General features: G+C 71.7%; 21 protein-coding genes and 1 tRNA gene. 11 read left to right on the plus strand and 11 right to left on the minus strand.

The window, feature by feature from the left end:
- Window positions 1–51: 51 nt before the first annotated feature.
- From QOL88_RS17945 to QOL88_RS17960, 4 genes are all read left to right on the plus strand, one after another.
- The gene (locus tag QOL88_RS17945) at window positions 52–1,212 is read left to right on the plus strand and encodes an FAD-dependent oxidoreductase (protein ID WP_097217379.1); all 1,161 of its coding nucleotides are present in this window, start codon (window positions 52–54) and stop codon (window positions 1,210–1,212) included.
- Window positions 1,213–1,272: 60 nt separating this feature from the next.
- Window positions 1,273–2,256: a zinc-binding dehydrogenase gene (locus QOL88_RS17950; protein WP_097217380.1), complete on the plus strand. Its 984-nt coding sequence runs from the start codon at window positions 1,273–1,275 to the stop codon at window positions 2,254–2,256.
- A 68-nt stretch (window positions 2,257–2,324) separates the two neighbouring features.
- Window positions 2,325–3,827 carry an MFS transporter gene (locus QOL88_RS17955; protein WP_097217381.1) on the plus strand — a complete coding sequence of 501 codons (1,503 nt, stop codon included), beginning with the start codon at window positions 2,325–2,327 and terminating at the stop codon, window positions 3,825–3,827.
- Between the two features lie 147 nt (window positions 3,828–3,974).
- Window positions 3,975–4,865, plus strand: a complete 891-nt coding sequence (locus QOL88_RS17960) for an aminoglycoside phosphotransferase family protein (RefSeq protein WP_097217382.1) — start codon at window positions 3,975–3,977, stop codon at window positions 4,863–4,865.
- Between the two features lie 97 nt (window positions 4,866–4,962).
- Here QOL88_RS17960 and QOL88_RS17965 read toward each other — a convergent pair.
- Window positions 4,963–5,036, minus strand: a tRNA-Thr gene (locus QOL88_RS17965).
- 309 nt (window positions 5,037–5,345) lie between these two features.
- Between QOL88_RS17965 and QOL88_RS17970 the strand changes: the two genes are divergently transcribed.
- The 3 genes from QOL88_RS17970 to QOL88_RS17980 all read left to right on the plus strand — a co-directional run bounded on the left by QOL88_RS17970 (window position 5,346) and on the right by QOL88_RS17980 (window position 7,927).
- Entirely contained in the window at window positions 5,346–6,428 is a 1,083-nt protein-coding gene (locus tag QOL88_RS17970) for an ABC transporter ATP-binding protein (RefSeq protein WP_097217383.1), read from the plus strand.
- 218 nt (window positions 6,429–6,646) lie between these two features.
- Complete coding sequence (locus QOL88_RS17975; protein ID WP_030849191.1) at window positions 6,647–7,096, plus strand: hypothetical protein; 450 nt, start codon at window positions 6,647–6,649, stop codon at window positions 7,094–7,096.
- A 99-nt stretch (window positions 7,097–7,195) separates the two neighbouring features.
- Complete coding sequence (locus tag QOL88_RS17980) at window positions 7,196–7,927, plus strand: nucleotidyltransferase family protein (protein WP_097217384.1); 732 nt, start codon at window positions 7,196–7,198, stop codon at window positions 7,925–7,927.
- A gap of 258 nt (window positions 7,928–8,185) precedes the next feature.
- Here QOL88_RS17980 and QOL88_RS17985 read toward each other — a convergent pair whose 3' ends face one another.
- From QOL88_RS17985 to QOL88_RS18010, 6 genes are all read right to left on the minus strand, one after another.
- Window positions 8,186–9,889: a DoxX family protein gene (locus QOL88_RS17985; protein ID WP_097217385.1), complete on the minus strand. Its 1,704-nt coding sequence runs from the start codon at window positions 9,887–9,889 to the stop codon at window positions 8,186–8,188.
- Window positions 9,890–10,017: 128 nt separating this feature from the next.
- Window positions 10,018–10,959: a 23S rRNA (guanosine(2251)-2'-O)-methyltransferase RlmB gene (rlmB, locus tag QOL88_RS17990; RefSeq protein WP_031105474.1), complete on the minus strand. Its 942-nt coding sequence runs from the start codon at window positions 10,957–10,959 to the stop codon at window positions 10,018–10,020.
- Between the two features lie 131 nt (window positions 10,960–11,090).
- Entirely contained in the window at window positions 11,091–12,488 is a 1,398-nt protein-coding gene (gene cysS, locus QOL88_RS17995; RefSeq protein ID WP_097217386.1) for a cysteine--tRNA ligase, read from the minus strand.
- A 99-nt stretch (window positions 12,489–12,587) separates the two neighbouring features.
- Window positions 12,588–13,082 carry a 2-C-methyl-D-erythritol 2,4-cyclodiphosphate synthase gene (ispF, locus tag QOL88_RS18000; RefSeq protein ID WP_097217387.1) on the minus strand — a complete coding sequence of 165 codons (495 nt, stop codon included), beginning with the start codon at window positions 13,080–13,082 and terminating at the stop codon, window positions 12,588–12,590.
- A complete protein-coding gene (gene ispD, locus QOL88_RS18005) occupies window positions 13,072–13,836 on the minus strand; it encodes a 2-C-methyl-D-erythritol 4-phosphate cytidylyltransferase (protein WP_097217388.1) in 765 nt (254 codons plus the stop codon). Before ispD ends, ispF begins: the two co-directional genes overlap by 11 nt.
- 325 nt (window positions 13,837–14,161) lie before the next feature.
- Window positions 14,162–14,644 (minus strand): CarD family transcriptional regulator, encoded by a 483-nt coding sequence (locus QOL88_RS18010; RefSeq protein ID WP_003953493.1) that lies wholly within the window; start codon window positions 14,642–14,644, stop codon window positions 14,162–14,164.
- Between the two features lie 582 nt (window positions 14,645–15,226).
- Here QOL88_RS18010 and QOL88_RS18015 point away from each other — a divergent pair.
- Complete coding sequence (locus tag QOL88_RS18015; RefSeq protein ID WP_097217390.1) at window positions 15,227–15,910, plus strand: copper chaperone PCu(A)C domain-containing protein; 684 nt, start codon at window positions 15,227–15,229, stop codon at window positions 15,908–15,910.
- A gap of 87 nt (window positions 15,911–15,997) precedes the next feature.
- Here QOL88_RS18015 and phoP read toward each other — a convergent pair whose 3' ends face one another.
- Together phoP and phoR are read right to left on the minus strand one after the other, a co-directional pair.
- The gene (gene phoP / locus QOL88_RS18020) at window positions 15,998–16,669 is read right to left on the minus strand and encodes a two-component system response regulator PhoP (protein WP_020271862.1); all 672 of its coding nucleotides are present in this window, start codon (window positions 16,667–16,669) and stop codon (window positions 15,998–16,000) included.
- A gap of 5 nt (window positions 16,670–16,674) precedes the next feature.
- Window positions 16,675–17,967, minus strand: coding sequence for a two-component system sensor histidine kinase PhoR (gene phoR / locus QOL88_RS18025; protein WP_097217391.1), 1,293 nt, complete (start codon window positions 17,965–17,967; stop codon window positions 16,675–16,677).
- Window positions 17,968–18,232: 265 nt separating this feature from the next.
- Between phoR and phoU the strand changes: the two genes are divergently transcribed.
- From phoU to QOL88_RS18040, 3 genes are all read left to right on the plus strand, one after another.
- On the plus strand, window positions 18,233–18,934 hold the full coding sequence (gene phoU / locus QOL88_RS18030) for a phosphate signaling complex protein PhoU (protein ID WP_097217392.1): 702 nt from the start codon (window positions 18,233–18,235) through the stop codon (window positions 18,932–18,934).
- 309 nt (window positions 18,935–19,243) lie between these two features.
- Window positions 19,244–19,399, plus strand: a complete 156-nt coding sequence (locus QOL88_RS18035) for a hypothetical protein (RefSeq protein WP_167345925.1) — start codon at window positions 19,244–19,246, stop codon at window positions 19,397–19,399.
- 150 nt (window positions 19,400–19,549) lie between these two features.
- Window positions 19,550–19,801 (plus strand): SCO4226 family nickel-binding protein, encoded by a 252-nt coding sequence (locus tag QOL88_RS18040; RefSeq protein ID WP_097217393.1) that lies wholly within the window; start codon window positions 19,550–19,552, stop codon window positions 19,799–19,801.
- A gap of 18 nt (window positions 19,802–19,819) precedes the next feature.
- Here the strand turns inward: QOL88_RS18040 and QOL88_RS18045 are convergent, their stop codons facing one another.
- Together QOL88_RS18045 and QOL88_RS18050 are read right to left on the minus strand one after the other, a co-directional pair.
- Window positions 19,820–20,965: an RNA polymerase sigma factor gene (locus QOL88_RS18045; protein ID WP_097217394.1), complete on the minus strand. Its 1,146-nt coding sequence runs from the start codon at window positions 20,963–20,965 to the stop codon at window positions 19,820–19,822.
- On the minus strand, window positions 20,958–21,380 hold the full coding sequence (locus QOL88_RS18050; RefSeq protein WP_097223060.1) for a YciI family protein: 423 nt from the start codon (window positions 21,378–21,380) through the stop codon (window positions 20,958–20,960). Before QOL88_RS18050 ends, QOL88_RS18045 begins: the two co-directional genes overlap by 8 nt.
- Window positions 21,381–21,456: the final 76 nt, after the last annotated feature.

Below are 21,456 nucleotides of genomic sequence, written 5' to 3' on the forward strand. Positions count from 1 at the left end.
CTCCGGTCGTACTCGCAGAAGGCGATTCCGACCCGAGGGAGATCCCCAGTCATGCACCGCATCACCGTCATCGGCGGCGGCCTCGCCGGACTGACCGCGGCCATCACCGCCGCCGAGGCGGGCGCCAAGGTCACCGTCCACGAGGCCCATCACACCCTCGGCGGCCGGGCGCGCACCGTCGACGGCCCCTACCGCACCAACGAGGGCCCGCACGCCCTCTACAACGGCGGCCCGCACTGGGCCTGGCTCAAGCAGCGCGACCTCATCGGCCCGCTCGCCCCGCTCCCGCCCCTGGAGGCCGCCCGGCTCCGGCTGCGGCACCAGGGCGTCCTGCGCCGCACCCCGCCCTTCGCGATGCTGAAGCTGCTGCGCCGGACGGGCCGTCAGGCACCCGTGGACGCCGACTTCCTGACCTGGGCGACGGACATCGCGGGCGAGGAGGGGGCCCGGGCCGCCGCCCACTACTCGGCGGTCGCCCTGTTCCACCACGACCCCGGGTCGCTGTCGGCCGCGTTCGTGCAGGAGCGGCTGCGCCGCGCCACCAAGCTGCCGCCCGAGGCGCACTACCCGCGCGGCGGCTGGGCGAGCCTCGTCGACCGGATGGCCGCCCGCGCCTGGAACCTGGGCGTCCGGATGGAGACGATGTCCCGGGTCGACACGCTCCCCACGGACACGCCCGTCGTCGTCGCCACCTCCCTGGACGCAGCCCGCCGCCTGCTCGGCGACGACTCCCTGACCTGGCCGAGCGGCCGTACCGCCCTCGTCGACCTGGCCGTACGCACCCGGCGCGGGGACGCCTTCGTCGTCTCCGACCTGGACGCGCCCGGCTGGCTGGAGCGGTTCACCGCCCAGGACCGCGGCCTCGCCCCGGCCGGCGAGCAGCTGATCCAGGGTCAGATCCCCCTCGCCCCGCACGAGTCCAAGGCCGACGGCACCGCTCGTGCCGAGCAGCTGCTCGACCTGGGCTTCCCCGGCTGGCGCGAGCGCGTCACCTGGCGGCGCGAGTCGGTGGCGAACGGCCGTACGGGCGCGGTCGATCCACCCGGCACCAGCTGGCGCGACCGGCCGGCCGTGGACCGGGGCGACGGGGTCTACCTCGCCGGCGACCAGGTCGCGGCACCCGGTGTGCTGTCGGAGGTGTCCTTCACCAGCGCCCTGACGGCCGTCTCCCTGGCCCTCGGACGACGCGAGCTTGACCTCAAGCAAGCTTGAGGTTGAAGGCTGGTCGCATCGCACGCCCGACCAGACACCGCCCGAACCAGAGGAGTCGCCATGCACGCCATCCGGCTGCACGTCTTCGGCCCGCCGGAGAACCTCACCCACGAGCGGGTCGAGGACCCCCGGCCGGGCCCCGGCCAGGTCCGCATCGCCGTACGGGCGGCGGGCGTCCACCTCCTGGACGCCGCCCTGCGCGAGGGCATGCGGGGCGGCCCGGCGGCCGAGCCGACGCCGCTGCCCACCATCCCCGGCCGCGAGGTCGCCGGGGTCGTCGAGTCCCTGGGCGAGGGCGTCACCGGCGACTGGCTCGGCAAGAGGGTCGTCGCCCACCTCGGCTTCGTCCCCGGCGGGTACGCCGAACTGGCCGTCACCGAGGCCGTGCGCCTGCACGAGATCCCCGGCAACCTGGACTTCGCCGAGGCCGTCGCCATGATCGGCACGGGCCGTACGGCGATGGGCATCCTCCAGTTCGCCGAGCTCGGCCCCGACTCGGTGGTGATCGTCCCGGCCGCGGCCGGAGGCATCGGCACGCTTCTCGTGCAGTACGCCGAGAACGCCGGCGCGACCGTCGTGGGCCTCGCGGGCGGGCCGGAGAAGACCGCGCGTGTACAGGCGGGCGGCGCCGATCTCGCCGTCGACTACAAGGACCCCGCCTGGCCCGCGAAGGTGCGTGCGCATCTCGGCGGCCGGACCGCGACCGTCGTCTTCGACGGTGTCGGCGGCGACATCGCCCGCGAGGCCGTCGGCCTCCTCGGCCCCGGCGGCCGGCACATCGTCTTCGGCTGGTCCGGCGAGGGCATCCGGGACGGCGGGCCCTACCTCGTCGACGGCCTCTCCGAGCAGGTCCTCGGCCCGGTCATGCTGGGGAAGGCCGGCGGGCCCGACCCCGTCCGCACCCTCGAACTGCGCGCCCTCGCCGAGGCCGCCGCCGGCCGGCTCACCCCGGCCGTGCAGCGCTTCCCGCTCGCCGAGGCCGCGGCCGCGCACCGCGCGCTGGAGACCCGCGGCACGGTCGGAAAGGTGGTTCTGGAGCCATGACCCGACGCCCCACCAGCGACGACGAATCCGCGGATGCAGACCGCCTGGATCCATGGTCTTCTGACGAGATGAGTGTCACCCGGACAGGCGAACAGGGCCATCCCGTGGACACCGACCCGCGCCGCTGGTGGGGCCTGGTCGTCATCGCCCTGGCCCAGCTCATGGTCGTGCTCGACGCGACCATCGTGAACATCGCCCTCCCCTCCGCACAGCACGACCTCGGCATGTCCGACGGCAACCGGCAGTGGGTCATCACCGCCTACACCCTCGCCTTCGGCGGCCTGCTCCTGCTGGGCGGCCGGATCGCCGACCTGGTGGGCCGCAAACGGACCTTCGTCATCGGGCTGATCGGCTTCGCCGCCGCCTCCGCGCTCGGCGGCGCCGCCACCAACGCGGGCATGCTCTTCGGCGCCCGCGCGCTCCAGGGCGCCTTCGCCGCCGTCCTGGCCCCCTCCGCGCTGTCCCTGCTGACCACGACGTTCACCGACCCCAAGGAGCGCGGCAAGGCCTTCGGCATCTACGGCGCCCTGGCCGGCAGCGGCGCCGCGATCGGCTTCATGGTCGGCGGACTGCTCACCGAGTACCTGAACTGGCGCTGGTGCCTCTACGTCAACGTGCCCATCGCGATCGTCGCCGTGCTCGGCGCCCTCGCCCTGCTGCACGACCGCCCCGGCCACGCCGGTGCCCGCCTCGACGTCCCCGGCGTCCTGCTCGGCTGCGGCGGGCTCGTCGCGATCGTCTACGGCTTCAGCGAGGCCGAGTCCCGGGGCTGGACCGACGCGCTGGTGCTGGCGCTGTTCGCCGCGGGCGTCGTCCTGCTCGCGGTGTTCGTGTGGTGGCAGTCCCGGGCGCCCATGCCGCTGCTGCCGCTGCACATCATCCGGGACCGCAACCGCGCCGGCTGCTTCCTGACCATGGCCCTGGCCGTGATCGGCATGTTCGGCCTGTTCCTGTTCATGACCTACTACCTCCAGGCCGTCCTCGCGTACTCCCCCGTCAAGACGGGCCTGGCCTTCCTGCCCCTCACGGGCGCGATCATCATCGGCTCCACGCAGATCTCCGCCCGGCTCCTCCAGCGCGTGCCGCCCCGCATGCTGATGGTCCCCGGCATGGTCCTGGCCGCGACCGGCATGGTGCTCCTCACCCAGATCACGACGCACTCCTCCTACGCCTCCGAGATCCTGCCCGCGCTGCTGCTGCTCGGCCTCGGCATGGGCCTGACGTTCATGCCGGTCTTCGCCACCGCCACCGCGGGCGTCGCCCCGCAGGACTCGGGCGTGACGTCCGCGACGGTCAACACCTCGCAGCAGGTCGGCGGCTCCATCGGCACGGCCCTCCTCAACACCATCGCGACGACCAGCACCGCCACGTACGTCACCGCGCACCTCACCGACCCGTCCGACCGCACCCGGGTGATGCGGGAGGGCGTCGTCCACGGCTACACCGTCGCCATCTGGTGGGCCGCCGGCATCATGCTGCTGGCCGGGCTCATCGCGGGCCTGATGGTGACGAAGAAGGCCCCGAAACACGGCACCCCGACGGCCACGCCGATGCCGGAACCGGTGGCCTGAGGGACGGGGAGTCGGGAGTCGGAGTCGGCGAGTCGAGGAGTCGTCGAGTCGTCGGTCGGCGAGTCGGGGAGTCGGCGAGTCGGGGAGTCGGGGAGTCGGGGCGAAATTCGCATGCCCCGCCCTGCGCGCCCCACTACCGTGCCGTGAGTGATCGACATTCCCCGGGAACTGGCGGCATCACAGGCGAAGTTCAACGGCGAGGCGGGCCGCGCCTTCATCGCCGCGCTGCCCGAGCGGACGGCCCGTTTCCTCGACCACTGGGACCTGAAGCCCGACGGCCCCCCGATGCACGGCGTCTCCGCCCTGGTCGTCCCGGTCGTCCGGAGGTCCGACGGGACCCCGGCGGTCCTCAAGCTCCAGATCCTCGACGAGGAGAGCGAGGGCGAACCGGTCGCGCTGCGCGTCTGGAACGGCGACGGAGCCGTCCGCCTCCTCGACCTCGACGAGCCCACCGGCACCATGCTGCTGGAGCGTCTCGACGAGACCCGCATGCTGTCCCACCTGCCGGACCCCCACCAGGCCGTGATCACCATCGCCGAGCTCCTGGCCCACCTCACGTCCTTCCCGGCCCCGCCCGGCATGCGCAGCCTCGGCGACATCGCGCAGGGCATGCTCGACCGGACCCCCGAGGCCCTCAGCCGCATCCCCGACCCCGAGGCCCGCCGTCTGGTCGCCGACTGCGCGGCCGCCGTGCGCGAGGTCGTGGACGACCCGGGCGACCGCCTCCTCCACTGGGACCTCCACGACGAAAACGTCCTGGCCAGCACCCGCGCCCCCTGGCTGGCGATCGACCCCAAGCCCCTCGCCGGCGACCCCGGCTTCGAGCTGTGGCCAGCCCTCGACAACCGCTACGACCCCGACGACATCCTCTGGCGCTTCGACGCCATGACCGACATCCTCACCCTGGACCGCGACCGCGCCCGGGCCTGGACCCTCGCCCGCCTCCTCCAGAACACCCTGTGGGACATCGAGGACGGCCGCCCCGTCGACGACGACCAGCTGGAGATCGCCCGCCGGCTCCGCGGCCACGGGCGTTGAACGGTGCCGCCGCCCCTCCGACGCGCCCGGCATCGCCACCACGCGAACTGAACGACAAAACCCCAGGTCAGAGCACATCCGACCTGGGGTTCACCAGAGCCCCCTGTCGGATTCGAACCGACGACCTACGCATTACAAGTGCGTTGCTCTGGCCAGCTGAGCTAAGGAGGCGGGTGCCGTGTGCCGCGTTGCCGCGCGCGAGGGCGGCTCCACTGTACACAGAGCCCGTTACGCCGAGCCACGAAGTTCCGTTGCCGTAGGCCACGGCCTGTCCACCGTGCCATGCGGCCGTGACATGCCGCTTCGAAAATTTCCGCGAAGTTCACAGGCCCGGAACTACTGACAGACGTGTGAACGCCAGGTACCGTCCTGAGCCAGTTCACACGTGTGGACTACACCACAACGGAACACCCGTCGTGGCACCGCCTTCCTACTCGGATCGTCCGGCACGTTCCTGCCGGTAGAAGGGGTTCATTCACCATGGCCACTGTCTCGTTCGACAAGGCGACCCGGATCTACCCGGGTTCCACCAAGCCCGCCGTCGACGCGCTGGAGATCGACATCGAGGACGGCGAGTTCCTCGTCCTCGTCGGCCCCTCCGGCTGCGGAAAGTCCACCTCGCTCCGCATGCTCGCGGGGCTCGAGGACGTCAACGGCGGCGCCATCCGCATCGGTGACCGCGACGTCACGCACCTGCCGCCCAAGGACCGGGACATCGCCATGGTGTTCCAGAACTACGCGCTCTACCCGCACATGACCGTCGCCGACAACATGGGCTTCGCGCTCAAGATCGCCGGCGTCAACAAGGCGGAGATCCGGCAGAAGGTCGAGGAGGCCGCGAAGATCCTCGACCTCACCGACTACCTGGACCGCAAGCCGAAGGCGCTCTCCGGCGGTCAGCGCCAGCGTGTGGCCATGGGCCGCGCCATCGTGCGTGAGCCCCAGGTGTTCCTCATGGACGAGCCGCTGTCCAACCTGGACGCCAAGCTCCGTGTGTCCACGCGTACGCAGATCGCCTCGCTCCAGCGCCGCCTGGGCATCACCACCGTCTACGTCACCCACGACCAGGTCGAGGCCATGACGATGGGCGACCGCGTGGCGGTTCTCAAGGACGGTCTGCTCCAGCAGATCGACACCCCGCGCAACATGTACGACAAGCCCGCCAACCTCTTCGTGGCCGGCTTCATCGGCTCCCCGGCGATGAACCTCGTCGAGGTGCCGATCACCGACGGCGGCGTGAAGTTCGGCAAGTCGGTCGTGCCGGTGCAGCGCGACGCGATCGCCGCCGCCACCGACAAGACCGTCACCGTCGGCGTCCGCCCCGAGCACTTCGAGGTGTCGGACGCCGAGCAGGGCCTCGCGGTCACCGTGAACGTCGTCGAGGAGCTCGGCGCCGACGCCTACGTCTACGGCACCGCCAAGACCGGCGACGAATCCATGGACCTCGTCGTCCGCGTCAGCGGCCGTGACGTCCCGGAGAAGGGCAGCCAGCTGCACATCGTGCCCCGCTCCGGCGAGACCCACGTCTTCTCGACGTCGACCGGTGCGCGCCTGTCCGACTGATCACCCAGCGAACACACAACCCCGGGTAATTCACCCAGGTTGACCACGAGGGCCCCGCAGCGTGCTGCGGGGCCCTCGTCGTTGTCGACAAATACCCCGGCAGACCGGACGTTTCGAGCGTTGTGCGTCAACGCCTTACCCAGAAAGTGGCACTCTCTCATCCCCCGAACCGGTGACTAAATGTCTACAAACCACTACCGGGCGCTACCCTCACACGCGTGAAGCACTCCATGAACCAACAGACGCGACGCGGCCGGGGCCCCGCCCGCCGGATCGGCCGCACCCTCGCATTCGTCCTGCCCGTCGTCCTGGTGCTCTCCGGGACCCTCGCGGTCACCCGAGTCAACTGGTCGGGGAACTCCACCGACCCGGTGCTCACCGCCGCGGACACCTCCGTGGGCTCCCCACGGGTCGCCAAGCGCGCCCCCCAGGACGTCCTGCGCGACAAGCTGCTGACCGAACTGCAGGAGGAGGACCCGGGCGTCGCCCTCACCCACCTCCAGCAGGCCGTCAACGGCCGCCCGTCGCTGGCGAAGCACTGCGCGTCCATCGCCCGCGCCCTCGGCCAGGCCGCCGTCCGCGTCTACGGCCCCACCCGGGCCCAGTCCTACGCGCGCCCGGTCTGCGACACCGCCTTCGCCACCGGCGTCGCCGCCGCGCACAGCTGAGCGCACCGCCCTGCCGACGGGTGGGAAGTCCATTACGGCCGACGTGAGATCCATCGTCGGCCGCTGTCCCGGGCGGGACGCCACGTACAGTTCGTGTCCATGAGCGATCCGAGCGCCGCGTCCCGCCCCGTTCAAGCCGTCGTTCTGGCCGGTGGCCAGGGTTCCCGGCTGCGTCCCTACACCGACGACCGGCCCAAGCCGATGGTCGAGATCCCCGGGACGGGGACGCCGATCATCGGCCATCAGCTGTCCTGGCTCGCCGACGAGGGCGTGACGGACGTCGTGGTCTCCTGCGGCCATCTCGCCGAGGTGCTGCAGAAGTGGCTGGAGGCGGCCGAGTTGCCCGTCTCCGTCACGACGGTCGTCGAGCCCGAGCCGCTCGGACGCGGCGGCGGCCTCAAGTACGCCGCGGCGCATCTCCCTCACCCCGACCAGCCCTGGTACGCGACCAACGGGGACATCTGGACGCGCTTCTCGCTGCGGGACATGGCCGATTTCCATGCCGAGCGCGATGCCCTCGCGACGCTGGCGCTGGCGCGGCCCAGGCTGCCGTGGGGGGCGGTGCAGACCGACGGGTTCGGGCGTATCACCGACTTCATCGAGGCGCCGCCGTCGACGTTCGAGATCAACGCCGGTGTGTACGTCTTCTCCCCCGAGTTCGCCGGGTTGTTGCCGCACCGGGGTGACCATGAGCGGACGACGTTTCCCCATCTGGCCCGTGAGCGGCGGCTGGCCGGGTTCACGATTCCCCAGGGGTCGTACTGGCGGGCCATCGACACGGCGAAGGATCTGACGGAGGCGGCGAAGGAACTGGCGGCGCTGGGGCGCTGAGGGCTCCGCCGGTTGGGCCGGGTGGCGAGGGGCCTGCCTCCCCGTCGCCGTCAAGGAGCTGGGGCAATCAGGCTCTGCGACTCGGCCGGTTGCTTCCCGTCAGCGGCTGACCGCTCGTCGTGGCTTGTCGCGCAGTTCCCCGCGCCCCTTGAGGCCCCTGCCCCCGAGCCCGTTCGCCCCCGTGAAGAGCCTTGTCTCCTACGCGCGAGAAGGCCCCGCATCTGCGTGATGCGGGGCCTTCCGGCGTTCTGGGCGGGGCTAGCCCAGGAGGCCGCCCACCAAGCCCGGGCGGCCGGTGGAGGACGAGCCTCCGGTGCCCGAGCCGCCCGTCGAGCCCGAGCCGCCCGTCGCCGTGCCGCCGGAGGTGGGGCCGGTCGTGGTGCTCGGGGCCTGGTTCTCCGGGGTGGGCTGCTGGGGCGGGGCCTGACCCGCGGTGCCCTGGGTCTGGCTCGGGGAGCCACCCGTGACCGTGCCGGTGTCGCGCGTGGCGCCCGGCCTGGTCGTGGTGCCCGCGCTGGGGCTCGCCGAGCCGGCCGTGGCGCCCTGGGTGGGCGAGGAGGAGGCCGACGGGGTCCGCTTGTCCTGTCGCTTACCGGGCTCGCCCGGGAGGGGGGAGCCGGGGAGCTCGTTGCGCGGGGCCTCGCCGGGGCCCGGGACGACGACCCGGTCGGCGTCGCGGACGGCGCCGCCGAGCAGCGAGCCGACGAGCAGGGTGATGCCGGTGGCGATGGCGGTGACGAGGGCGCCGCGGCGCAGCACGTAGCGGCGCAGGTCCCAGATGTCGGCGCGGGGGCCGAGCCGGCGCCAGGCGCTGCCGGCGAGGCGGCCGTCGACGGAGTAGACGGGGGCGCCGGCGATGATCAGCGGCGACCAGGCGGCGAGATAGATGATGTCGGGGGTCTCGTAGACGGGGACGCTCTTCCAGCTGACCGTGACCAGCAGCGCGGCCGACAGCAGGGCGCCCAGGCAGGCGGCGACGCGCTGCCAGCAGCCCAGCACCGTCAGGACGCCGACGATGACCTGCGCGAAGGCGATGACCAGACCGGCGCCGACCGGGTGCTCGAGGGCGAACTGGCGCAGCGGCTCGGCGACTTCCCACGGGTGCAGCGTGTTGAGCCACTTGACCATGGAGCCGCGCTTGCCGCCTTCGAAGTAGACGGGGTCGCACAGCTTGCCCATGCCGGCGTAGATCGAGATGAAGCCGAGGAAGACGCGCAACGGCAGCAGGACGACGCCGAGGTTCATCCGGCGGCCCGGGTAGTAGGCGTGCCGGGCCGGGTCGTCGCCGTGCCGGCCGTGCCGCTTGGTCCGGCCGATGTCGTCCGCGTCGGTGGCGGACTCCTCGAACTCGTCGTCCGCGTAGGCCGGCTCGTCGTAGGCACTGCCGACGGTACGCATGGGCGGCAGCAGCCGGGTGCCGTCGGCGGGCTCGTGGGTGCGCTGGGGGCCGACGACCGGGGTCTCGACGGTCTGAGCGAGGTCGTGCCCGTAGCCGTCGCCGCCGTAACCGTCGCCGCCGTAGCCCGCGCCCTGGTAGCCCGGGCTGTCGTAGCCCGGTCCCACGCGGGAGATGACCTGGGTGGCTCCGGTGTCGGAGGCGGACTCGTCGGCGTGGCGGACGCTCTCGTGCCGCACGGCCTGCAGGAGCCGGTGCGCCCCGGTGTCGTCGGGGGCGGATCTGCCGCTCCAGACGACGGGCCGGCGGCGGGCGGTGGCCCCGTCCGCATCGCCCCCCACCTGGGGGATGCGGGCGGTGTCCTCGGTGGCGGTCAGATGCCGTGCGACCCGGGGGGACTGGACGCGACGCGTCGATACGCCCAACTGCACGCGGAAACTCGCGTGATTGACGATGACCTGCGCCGGGTCGCTCGGCACCTTCACCATGCTCAGCGCGGGAGCGTCGTCGAGTCCCGACGAGCGGTCCCCCGTGGGTGTGCGGGGTGTTCTGGTGTCCACACTCATCTAACCGAGTGACGTCACGTTAGGACACTGCTTTGACCCGCCGGATCTGTCCGGACCCCGTCAAGCTTGTCCTCGTCGCGCCAATGACACCGGAATTACCCCGTACGGGTGAAGTTCCGGACGCCTGTTCAGCTGCGTCGGCGGGCCGCCTCGTACAGCACGATCCCCGCCGCCACACCGGCGTTGAGCGACTCGGCGCCACCCGGCATGGGGATCCGCACCCGGTGGTCGCAGGTTTCCCCGACCAGCCGGGACAGTCCCTTGCCCTCGCTGCCCACGACGATGACGACGGGGCCGTCCAGCGCCGGAAGCTCACCGATCTCGGACTCCCCGTCGGCGGCCAGGCCGACGACCGTGATGCCGGCCTTCTTGTACGCCTCGAGCGCCCGGGTGAGGTTCGTGGCACGGGCGACCGGGGTGCGGGCCGCCGTACCGGCGGACGTCTTCCAGGCACCGGCCGTCATGCCGGCCGCGCGGCGCTCGGGGACGACCACGCCGTGCCCGCCGAAGGCGGAGACGGAGCGGACGACCGCGCCGAGGTTGCGCGGGTCGGTGACGCCGTCGAGGGCGACGATCAGCGGGTCCACCCCGTCGTCGTAGGCGGCGGACGCCAGGTCCTCGGGGTGGGCGTACTCGTACGGCGGGACCTGGAGCACCATGCCCTGGTGGTTGAGACCGTTGGTCATCCGGTCCAGCTCGGGACGCGGGGCCTCCATGAGGTTGATGCCGCCGCGCTCGGCGGCGACCTGGAGGGCCTCGCGCACCCGCTCGTCGTTGTCGATGAACTGCTGGACGTAGAGGGTGGAGGCCGGGACGCCCTCGCGCAGCGCCTCCAGGACCGGGTTGCGCCCGACGACCAGCTCGGACGTGCCCTTGCCGCCCCGGCCGCGCACGGTGGGCCGGCGGACGGCCTGCTTCGCCTTGGCGTTGGCGACGCGGTTCTTCTTGTGTCCCTTGCGCATCTCGGCGGGCGGGGTCGGGCCCTTGCCTTCGAGGCCCCGGCGTCGCTGGCCGCCACTGCCGACCTGCGCGCCCTTCTTGCCGGACATGCGGCGGTTGTTCGCGGCCATTGAGCTACTCGTCTCCGTGAGGTGATGCGTACGCACGACTGCGTCCGTACGACTGTGTATGTCTGTTCCGTCTATGCAGTGTGCCGCCCGGAGGCCCGGGCGGCACAGTCGATCAGCCCGTGGGGCTCGTCTCAGCGGGGGCCGAGGCTCCAGCGCGGTCCCTGCGGGCCGTCCTCGATGACCAGGCCGGACTGGCCGAGCTGGTCGCGGATGGCGTCCGCGGTGGGCCAGTCCTTGCGGGCCCGGGCGGCCTCGCGCTGGTCGAGGACCATGCGGACGAGCGTGTCGACCACGCCGTGCAGGTCCTCGCCGCGGTCGCCCTCCCCGGCCCACTGGGGGTCCAGCGGGTCGAGGCCGAGCACGCCGAGCATCGCGCGGACCTCGGCGAGCCGGGCCACGGCGGCTTCCTTGTCGTCGGCGGCCAGCGCGCTGTTGCCCTGCCGGACGGTGGTGTGCACCACGGCGAGCGCCTGCGGCACGCCCAGGTCGTCGTCCATGGCCTCGGCGAAGGCGAGCGGCACCTCGGGGGCTGGCTCGACGACGCCGGCCTTCTCCACCACGCGCTGCACGAAGCCCTCGATCCGCGCGAACGCCGACTCGGCCTCGCGCAGTGCCTCCTCGCTGTACTCGATCATCGACCGGTAGTGCGGGGTGCCGAGGTAGTAGCGCAGCACGATGGGACGCCAGCGCTTGACCATCTCGCTGACCAGGACCGAGTTGCCGAGCGACTTGGACATCTTCTCGCCGCTCATGGTGACCCAGGCGTTGTGCACCCAGTACCGGGCGAACTCGTCGCCGTAGGCCTTGGCCTGCGCGATCTCGTTCTCGTGGTGCGGGAAGACCAGGTCGAGGCCGCCACCGTGGATGTCGAAGGCGGTCCCGAGGTACTTGTGGGCCATCGCCGAGCACTCCAGGTGCCAGCCCGGGCGACCGCGCCCGAACGGCGTCTCCCAGCTCGGCTCCCCGGGCTTCGCCGCCTTCCACATGGCGAAGTCACGCGGGTCGCGCTTGCCGGTGATGCCCTCCTCGGCGGGCTGCCGCATCTCGTCGAGGTCCTGCCGGGACAGCTCCAGGTAGGAGGGCCAGGAGCGGACGTCGAAGTAGACGCTGCCGTCGGCCTCGTAGGCGTGCCCGCGCTCGATGAGGCCGCGCATCATCTCGACCATCTCGGTGATGTGGCCGGTGGCGCGCGGCTCGTAGCTGGGCGGCAGGCAACCGAGCACGGTGTAGCCGTCGTTGAAGGCCCGCTCGTTCTCGTAGCCGATGGCCCACCAGGGGCGGCCCTGCTCGCCGGCCTTCCAGATGATCTTGTCGTCGATGTCCGTCACGTTCCGCACGAACGTGACGTCGTAGCCGCGGTACTCGAACCAGCGGCGCATGATGTCGAAGTTCAGCCCGGAACGGATGTGCCCGATGTGCGGGGCGGCCTGCACGGTGGCACCGCACAGGTAGATCGAGACGCAACCCGGCTGGAGCGGGGAGAAGTCACGGATCTGCCGGGCGCTGGTGTCGTACAGGCGAATAGTCACCACTCCAGGGTAGTGGGCCCCGGGGTGTGCATCAGGACCTTCACCCCGGGGCGCACATATTCGTGACATTGGCAAGGGGAACGCCCCGGGCCCTTGTCTTCAGCCGGTGCGCACGACCAGCGCGGTGGCCACCGCCATCAGCCCTTCCTCCCGGCCGGGGAAGCCCAGGCCGTCCGTCGTCGCGCCCGACACCGACACCGGGGCCCCGGCCGCCTCCGACAGGAGCTTCTGGGCCTCGTCCCGACGCTTGCCGATCTTCGGACGGGGGCCCACCACCTGTACGGCGATGTTGCCGATCCGGAAGCCCGCCTCGCGCACGATGCGCGCGGCCTCGGTAAGGAGGGTGACTCCGGAGGCGCCCGACCACTCGGGACGGCCCGTGCCGAAGTGCTGCCCGAGGTCGCCGAGACCCGCGGCGGAGAAGAGGGCGTTGCAGGCGGCGTGGGCGACGACGTCCGCGTCGGAGTGGCCGGCCAGGCCCGGGCCCGCGTCCTCCCACTTCAGGCCGGCGCACCACAGCTCGCGGCCCTCCTCGAAGGCGTGGATGTCGGTGCCGATGCCGACCTGGGGCAGAACAGGCTGGTCAGAAGCCATCGTTGAGCCTCCTGCGGGCCAGGACCGCCTCCGCGAGGACCAGGTCCAGGGGGCGGGTGACCTTGAAGGCCTCCTCGTGACCGGGGACGGCCACGACGGTGAGGCCGAGCTGCTCGACCATGCCGGCGTCGTCGGTGACCTCGCCGGTCACCGTCTCGTGCGCCCGCACCAGCGTGGCCCGGTCGAAGCCCTGCGGGGTCTGCACCGCCCGCAGCAGCGAGCGCTCCGGCGTGGCGACGACCGGCTCCGGCTCGCCGGGGGTGCCGGCGGGCTCGACCTGCTTGACGGTGTCGGCCAGCGGCAGCGCCGGGACCACGGCCGGTGCGCCGTCCCGTACGGCCTCGATCACGGCGTCGACCGTGTCCACCGGCACCAGCGGCCGGGCCGCGTCGTGGACCAGCACGATGTCGTGGCCGGGCGGCAGCGCGTCGAGGCCGAGCTTCACGGACTCCTGGCGGCTGCTCCCGCCCGGGACGACCAGGAAGTCCGTCCGCTCGGGCAGCGCGTGCGCGTCGAGCAGCGACTTGACCTCGGCGGCGCCGTCGGGCGGGGCCACGACGACGACCAGGGAGACGGCGCGGGAGGCGGCCATCGCCCGGACCGCGTGGATCAGCATGGGGGTGCCGCCCAGCGCGCGGAGTGCCTTGGGGGCGCCCGGGCCGAGCCGGACACCCCGGCCGGCGGCCGGGATCACGGCCGCCGTACGGGCCGTGGAGGGGCCTGCGGGCGGCGAGGGACGCGAATCGTCAGACATCGGTTCCTGTCAGGTTTGTGTGCTGGCCTGGCGTGGGTATGGCCTGGAGGAGTGCCGGGCGCGACGCGCTCGACCGGACCCTTCCGTGACGCCGGTCGAGCCGGCTGCCCGGGCCCGGCACGCCAGACGAACAACCGGGGCGTGAGTGATAACACATCCCGGGGTGGCGGTGCATCGGCATCAGGGTATGAACATGCCGCAGCGCCCGGCGACAAGGAATTCGTCATCGGGCACCGCGGCATTTCGATGTGCAGGCGCGCGCTTGATCAGCAGTCTTGATCAGCGGCAGCCTTCATCAGCACAGCGCTGAGCGACCGGCTTCGCCTCAGGAGGCGAGAACCTCGTCGAGCAGAGCTTCGGCCTTGTCCTCGTTGGTGTTCTCCGCGAGGGCCAGCTCGCTCACCAGGATCTGGCGGGCCTTGGCGAGCATGCGCTTCTCACCGGCGGAGAGTCCACGCTCACGCTCACGACGCCACAGGTCACGCACCACTTCCGCGACCTTGATGACATCGCCCGAGGCGAGCTTCTCCAGGTTTGCCTTGTATCGACGGGACCAGTTCGTGGGCTCCTCGGCGTACGGCGCGCGCAGCACCTCGAAGACCCGGTCCAGCCCGTCCTGACCGACCACATCACGCACGCCGACGAACTCCGCATTGTCCGCTGGCACACGTACCGTCAGGTCGCCCTGGGCGACCTTCAGCACCAAGTAGGTCTTGTCCACGCCTTTGATCTGGCGAGTTTCGATAGCCTCGATCAGCGCGGCCCCGTGATGGGGATAGACCACGGTGTCGCCAACCTTGAACGTCATGTGACAGGTACCCCTTCCGTGGCTATCCAGAGTAACACGGAAACTGCGGGTTCTGAATGGCGTTTTCGCAGGTCAGGGCATATCTCGGGGCTTGACAACTCCAACAGGAACGTGCTTCGGACAGGGAGTGGAAGAAGGTATTCGCAGGTGGGAGCGGCTCTCCGGGGTGAGCGAAACGCGTACGTTACACGCATCCGGAGCATCCTCCAGAAGGCCGAACATCCCCATATGTCCGGTTCCGCATGATCGACTTCCGCTACTCCGTTCGGAGGCCCGAGCCGGGTTCCGGTCGAATCCGGAATTGATCACCAGCCACCCCGGCGGGTCGCCGATGATCAATTCCGAGGTGCTCCGCGCATTCCTTCACGGAACATTTGCGGTACTCCCCGGGACTCTTATGTGAATGCCGGACGAGCACCGCGTCAATGTGACCCGGGAGTCATGGGTGACTCAGGTGGGATCGCCGGTGACGGGGGGTCGGGTGCGGCCGGACGAGGACGGCTCGGTAACCTAAGGCCCGCTGACAGACACTTAGGGCGGCTTTTCCGGCCGCTCCGCTCGAGTCAAGGAGTTGCCGCCGCCGTGAGCAGCAGCCTTCGACGCGGTGCCCTCGCCGCCGTCGTCACCGCGTTCTCGATCGCCTCGCTCGCCGCGTGCGGCGCCGGCCACAACGCCCAGACCCTGGAGATCAAGCCGGACAACGCGGCCACGCACGTAGGCGACATCAAGGTCCAGAACGCGATCGTCATCACGCAGCCCGACCTCGAGTCGACGGGCCCGGCCGCGGTCTCCGCGACCCTGTTCAACTCCGGCAAGAGCGCCGAGACGCTGGAGTCCATCACCCTCCCCGGCACCGGCAAGACCGCCGAGCTCAAGCCCGCCAAGGGCGGCAGCCTCAGCATCCCGCCCGGCGGCTCGCTGATCCTGGGCGGCAAGGACAACGCCACGGCGATGCTGCCGAGCAGCCGTGAGGCCGTGCAGGACGGCAACGCCCAGAAGGTCACCTTCACCCTCAGCAAGACGGGTGCCGTGAGCCTGCGCGCGTTCGTCGTCCCCGCCGAGCACTACTTCAAGGAGTGGGGCCCGTCCGAGGTCCCGGCCGCGCCGGGCGCCTCGTCGTCCCCGTCCGGGTCGCCGACCGGCTCCCCGGCCGAGGGTGCCTCGGGCGCGCCGGAGAGCCCCGCGGGCGGTGAGACGCCGGGTGGCCACGAGGCGTCCGGCACGCCGACCGACGCGGCCTCGGCGAGCGCGGGTGCCGGGCACTGAGCCGGTCCTCGAACGAGTAACACGAAGGGCGGGACCTCCCCGAGGGGAGGTCCCGCCCTTCGTTCTCCACCGACGTGCGCGGCCGGTCTACGGCTCGAACTTGTAGCCGAGACCGCGGACCGTCACCAGGTAGCGCGGGGCACCCGGGTCCGGCTCGATCTTGGCGCGCAGCCGCTTGACGTGGACGTCGAGGGTCTTGGTGTCACCGACGTAGTCGGCACCCCAGACGCGGTCGATGAGCTGCATGCGGGTCAGGACGCGGCCGGCGTTGCGCAGCAGCATCTCCAGCAGGTCGAACTCCTTCAGCGGCAGGTCGATCTTGGTGCCGCCGACGGTGACCACGTGCCGGTCGACGTCCATGCGGACCGGACCGGCCTCCAGGGCCGCCGGGGTGACCTCCTCGGGCTCACCGCGGCGGCGCAGCACCGCACGGATGCGCGCGACCAGCTCGCGCGAGGAGAACGGCTTGGTGACGTAGTCGTCGGCTCCTATCTCCAGCCCGACGACCTTGTCGATCTCACTGTCCTTGGCGGTCACCATGATGACGGGGACGTTGGAACGGCCGCGCAGCTGGCGGCACACCTCGGTGCCCGGCAGGCCGGGCAGCATCAGGTCGAGAAGGACGAGGTCGGCGCCGTTGCGCTCGAACTCGTCGAGTCCGTCGGGCCCGGTGGTCGCGACGGCGACCTCGAAGCCCTCCTTGCGGAGCATGTACGACAGGGCGTCGGAGAAGGACTCCTCGTCCTCGACGACGAGCACTCGGGTCACGGAAGGACCTCCGGGGCGGGAAGCGTTTCGTACGCGGTTGATTCGGGGGATGTGGGGGTGGACCGCCCGGCCTCCTCGTCGAGGCCCACGCCTCCTGCGCGCTCGTGTCGGGCGGTCTGCTGATGTGCGCGGTCGCGGGCCGCACCGGCCTCCGGCAGCCGCAGGGTGAAGGTGGAGCCCTGGCCTTCGGCGCTCCACACCGCGACCTCCCCGCCGTGCGAGGCGGCCACGTGCTTCACGATCGCCAGTCCCAGTCCCGTACCACCGGTGGCACGGGAGCGGGCCGGGTCGACGCGGTAGAAGCGCTCGAAGATGCGCTCCTTGTCCTTGTCGGAGATGCCGATGCCCTGATCGGTGACGGCGATCTCGATGTGGTCCCCGCCGGGCGCGTTCACACTGCGGGCCGCTATGCCGACACGGGTGCGGGCGGGCGAGTAGTTGACCGCGTTCTCGACGAGGTTGCCGAGGGCGGCGGCGAGCTGGCCGCGGTTTCCCCAGACGCGCAGGTCGGCGGCGCCTCCCGCGGCCATGGTGATCTGTTTGGCGCCGGCCTGGTGCCGGCAGCGGTCGACGGCCTCGGCGACGAGCTCGTCGACGCGGACCGGCTCGGCGTCCTCCAGCGGGTCGTCGTTCTGCACCCGTGAGAGGTCGATGAGCTCCTGCACCAGGCTGGTCAGCCGGGTGGCCTCGATCTGCATGCGCCCGGCGAACCGCTCGACGGCCTCGGGGTCGTCGGACGCGTCCATCACGGCCTCGGAGAGCAGCGAGAGGGCGCCCACCGGCGTCTTCAGCTCGTGGCTCACATTGGCGACGAAGTCGCGCCGGACCGCCTCGATGCGGCGGGCCTCGGTCAGGTCCTCCACGAGCAGCAGCACCAGCCGGGAGCCGAGCGGCGCGACCCGCGCGGAGACGGCCAGGGCCTCTCCGCGTCCGGTGCCGCGCCGTGGCAGGTCGAGCTCGACCTGGCGTATCTCGCCGTCCCGGCGGGTGTCCCGGGCCATCTGCAGCATCGGCTCGACGGCGAGCTTGCCGCCGCGGACCAGGCCGAGGGCGTACGCCGCCGAGCTGGCCTTGACCACGGCGTCCGCCTCGTCGAGGACGACGGCGGACGACCTGAGGACCGACAGGACGGTGTCCACGCCCGGCGGGAGCACCGCGTCGGTGTGCAGGGAGCTACGGGTGGGGCGCTTCTGCTCGCGCTCACTCCATCGGAACGCCAGCACGGCGATGACGCCGGTGAGCACCCCGGCGATCGCTGCCACTGCGGCAACCGCCGCGTTCACGTCCATGCACCCAGGTTAGGCATGGCTCGGGCTCCCTCCACAGCCGTCGGGGTGCGAGCTCGAACACTCGTCGCCCAGAGTTCACCTTGGAGCCAGTGTTGGTTCATTTGGGATGACGGAAACGGACGCGTACGGGGCGGAACGTGGGAGCGTGGGGTTCGGACCGTTGGTCATACGACGGTCGTACCGCCGGTTGTTCGGTGGGCCCCGGCTTTTCGGCGGGCCCCGGCCCGATGAACCCCCGACACAGACGCACGAGAGGGAAAGCCTGATGCGGGACGCGTACCACGAGGAACTGGACTCGATAGGCGACAGCCTGGTGGAGATGGCCCGGCTGGTCGGGTCGGCGATCGGGCGCGCCACGACCGCCATGCTCGACTCCGATCTGAAGCTGGCCGAGGCCGTCATCGAGGCCGACCAGAAGGTCGACGAGCTCCAGCACGACCTGGAGGCCCGGGCCATAGCCCTGCTGGCGCGGCAGCAGCCGGTGGCGACGGACCTGCGCATCGTCGTCACGTCGCTGCGGATGTCGGCCGACCTGGAGCGCTCGGGCGACCTCGCCCAGCACGTGGCGAAGCTCGCGCGCCTGCGCTACCCGGACCGCGCGGTCCCGAGCGACCTGCACGCCACCATCCTGGAGATGGGCCAGCTCGCCCAGCGTCTGATGGCGAAGGCCGCCGAGGTGATCATCACGAAGGACGTCGACCTGGCGCTCCAGCTGGAGCAGGACGACGACGAGATGGATCTGCTGCACCGCACCCTCTTCCAGCACCTGATGGACGACCGCTGGAAGCACGGCATCGAGACGGCCGTGGACGTCACGCTGCTCGGCCGCTACTACGAGCGGTTCGCCGACCACGCGGTGTCGGTCGCCAAGCGCGTGGTGTACCTGGTGACGGGTGAGCACGCGGACGCCCTCCAGAGCGACGCGCAGCCGGAGATCCAGGCGGCTTCGGAGGCCGAGAGCGCCTGACGGGGCGAGTGCCGGGCGCCGACCGGGGCGGGAGCAGCGGGGCGCCGACCGAGGCCGGTGCAGAGCGCCGACCGAGGCGAGTGCCGGGCACCGACCGGGGCGAGTGCCGGGCACCGACCGGGGCGAGTGCCGGGCGCCGACCGGGGCGAGTGCCGGGCGCCGACCGGGGCGAGTGCCGGGCGCCGACCGGGGCGGGTGCCGGGGGCGGACGGGGGTCGGCTGGGGCGCGTGGGCGCCTCAATGCGCCGTTGATGCGCCCAGCGGAACGGGCATCCAATGGGCACAGGCACCAGCCTCGAGGAGGGACCCATGGCCGAATCCCCCAGTACGACGCCCGACCCCGCCCGGCAGCGCGAGACCGAGCAGCCCGCCGAGATCAGGAGCCTTCCCCTGATCGCCGCGTGCGGCTGTGGCTCGGGCTGCGGCTGCGGGTGCCAGTCGGGCAGCCCCTGTCAGTGCGGCTGACGCCGACGCGTTGTCGTTCGTACGACCTGTAGGGCCCGGCGGTCTCGCCGGGCCCTACGGCGTGGGGTCGCCCCATTGGCCGTGCGGGCGGAGCATGGGAGGAGGCAAGGCGGCGCTGGCCGGCGCCGTGCCGGGAAGGAGACGCGCGGCATGCCAAAGTTCATGGATGTCCATCGCGGCATGAAAGGCATCACGGCGGAACAGCTCCGTGAGGCCCACAACGCGGACCTCGCCATAGAGAAGGACGAGCAGGTCCACTTCGAGATGGCCTGGGCGGACCCGGAGTCCGGCCACGTCTACTGCCTCTCCGAGGCGCCCTCGGCCGAAGCGGTCCAGCGCATTCACGAGCGGGCCGGGCACATGGCGGACGAGGTGCACCCTGTTCCTTTGACCGTCAAGTGACCTGCCGCGTGCGGCCCGTCAACGGCGCCGGTCGGCGTTGAGGCGGGCCGCCTGGCGGGTCAGGTAGTCGCGTTCGGCGAGGTTGGGAGCCTTGCGGGCCGCCTCGGAGTACAGACGGGCGGCCGTCTCCGGGTCGCCGTCGCGCTCGTGGAGGTACGCCGCCACGGCGGTGTGGCGGGGCAGCGAGTCGTCCAGTGCCGCGAGCTCCGCCAGTCCCGCGCGCGGTCCGTCGGCCTCGCCCACGGCCACCGCGCGGTTGAGCCGGACGACCGGGTTGTCCGTCAGGCGCAGCAGTTCGTCGTACCACTCCACGATCTGCACCCAGTCGGTCTCCTCGGCGGTGAACGCGTCGGCGTGGAGCGCCGCGATGGCGGCCTGGGCCTGGAACTCGCCCAGTCGGTCGCGGACGAGTGCCGCTTGCAGGATCCCGATGCCCTCGGCGATCGCCGCGGTGTCCCACCGGCTGCGGTCCTGCTCGGCGAGCGGCACCAGGCTGCCGTCGGGCGCGGTACGGCCGGCGCGGCGGGCGTGGTGGAGCAGCATGAGCGCCAGCAGCCCCGCCACCTCGGGGTGGTCGATCGTGCCCGCGAGCTGCCGGGTGAGCCGGATGGCCTCGGCGGAGAGGTCGACGTCGCCGGAGTAGCCCTCGTTGAAGACCAGGTAGAGGACGCGCAGCACGGTCGCGACATCGCCGGGCTGGTCGAACCGCACGCCGGAGACGGTGCGCTTGGCACGGCTGATGCGCTGCGCCATGGTCGCCTCGGGCACCAGGTAGGCCTCAGCGATCTGCCGCGTGGTGAGCCCGCCGACGGCGCGCAGCGTGAGCGCGACCGCCGACGAGGGCGTCAGTGAGGGGTGGGCGCACAGGAAGTAGAGCTGGAGCGTGTCGTCCGCGTCGGGCGTGGGCCCGGGCGCCGGCTCCTCGTCGACCAGGTCCTCACGCCGGCGGCGGGCGCTGTCCGCCCGCGCCTGGTCGAGGAACTTGCGCCAGGCCGCGGTGACCAGCCAGCCCTTCGCGTCCCGGGGAGGGTCGGCCGGCCACACGCGGAGCGCCTCGATCAACGCGTCCTGCACGGCGTCCTCGGCCGCCGCGAAGTCGGCTCCGCGGCGGACGAGGATCGTGAGCACGCTCGGGGTGAGGCGGCGGAGCAGTGCCTCATCCATGGACGGTGCACTCCGGGATGGTGGGCGGCGCGGTCAGGAACGGACGCACCTCCAGCCACTCGTGGATCGGCTTCCCGCCCGCGCCGGGGGCGGCGGACAGCTCCCCCGCGAGCTCGACGGCCCGCTCGTAGCTGTCGACGTCGATGATCATCCAGCCGGCGATGAGGTCCTTGGTCTCGGCGAACGGGCCGTCGGTGGCCGGCGGGCGCCCCTCACCGTCGTAGCGGACCCACGCGCCCTCGGGGGCGAGCGCCTGACCGTCGACGAACTCGCCGGTCTTCTCCAGCCGGGCCGCGAAGTCGTTCATGTACTGGATGTGCGCCGAGATCTCCTCCGGCGTCCACTGGTCCATGGGCACGTCGTTGACCGCTGCCGGGGCGCCGCGGTAGTGCTTCAGAAGCAGGTACTTGGCCATCGTGTTCTCCTCGGTGTTCGTGCGACCCATCCTGGCCGCCTTCACCCCGGGGACGGAGCCGGACGCGGGTTCTCGA

The organism is Streptomyces sp. Ag82_O1-12, assembly GCF_900182715.1.
In the GTDB taxonomy this organism is placed as follows: domain Bacteria; phylum Actinomycetota; class Actinomycetes; order Streptomycetales; family Streptomycetaceae; genus Streptomyces; species Streptomyces massasporeus.

What these genes read in the sequence shown, in the direction of transcription:
- QOL88_RS17945 (WP_097217379.1), top strand. Translation starts at nt 52, where the DNA reads ATGCACCGCATCACCGTCATCGGCGGCGGCCTCGCCGGACTGACCGCG.
- QOL88_RS17950 (WP_097217380.1), top strand. Translation starts at nt 1,273, where the DNA reads ATGCACGCCATCCGGCTGCACGTCTTCGGCCCGCCGGAGAACCTCACC.
- QOL88_RS17955 (WP_097217381.1), top strand. Translation starts at nt 2,325, where the DNA reads ATGAGTGTCACCCGGACAGGCGAACAGGGCCATCCCGTGGACACCGAC.
- QOL88_RS17970 (WP_097217383.1), top strand. Translation starts at nt 5,346, where the DNA reads ATGGCCACTGTCTCGTTCGACAAGGCGACCCGGATCTACCCGGGTTCC.
- QOL88_RS17980 (WP_097217384.1), top strand. Translation starts at nt 7,196, where the DNA reads ATGAGCGATCCGAGCGCCGCGTCCCGCCCCGTTCAAGCCGTCGTTCTG.
- QOL88_RS17985 (WP_097217385.1), bottom strand. Translation starts at nt 9,889, where the DNA reads ATGAGTGTGGACACCAGAACACCCCGCACACCCACGGGGGACCGCTCG.
- rlmB (WP_031105474.1), bottom strand. Translation starts at nt 10,959, where the DNA reads ATGGCCGCGAACAACCGCCGCATGTCCGGCAAGAAGGGCGCGCAGGTC.
- ispF (WP_097217387.1), bottom strand. Translation starts at nt 13,082, where the DNA reads ATGGCTTCTGACCAGCCTGTTCTGCCCCAGGTCGGCATCGGCACCGAC.
- ispD (WP_097217388.1), bottom strand. Translation starts at nt 13,836, where the DNA reads ATGTCTGACGATTCGCGTCCCTCGCCGCCCGCAGGCCCCTCCACGGCC.
- QOL88_RS18010 (WP_003953493.1), bottom strand. Translation starts at nt 14,644, where the DNA reads ATGACGTTCAAGGTTGGCGACACCGTGGTCTATCCCCATCACGGGGCC.
- phoR (WP_097217391.1), bottom strand. Translation starts at nt 17,967, where the DNA reads ATGGACGTGAACGCGGCGGTTGCCGCAGTGGCAGCGATCGCCGGGGTG.
- phoU (WP_097217392.1), top strand. Translation starts at nt 18,233, where the DNA reads ATGCGGGACGCGTACCACGAGGAACTGGACTCGATAGGCGACAGCCTG.
- QOL88_RS18035 (WP_167345925.1), top strand. Translation starts at nt 19,244, where the DNA reads ATGGCCGAATCCCCCAGTACGACGCCCGACCCCGCCCGGCAGCGCGAG.
- QOL88_RS18040 (WP_097217393.1), top strand. Translation starts at nt 19,550, where the DNA reads ATGCCAAAGTTCATGGATGTCCATCGCGGCATGAAAGGCATCACGGCG.
- QOL88_RS18045 (WP_097217394.1), bottom strand. Translation starts at nt 20,965, where the DNA reads ATGGATGAGGCACTGCTCCGCCGCCTCACCCCGAGCGTGCTCACGATC.
- QOL88_RS18050 (WP_097223060.1), bottom strand. Translation starts at nt 21,380, where the DNA reads ATGGCCAAGTACCTGCTTCTGAAGCACTACCGCGGCGCCCCGGCAGCG.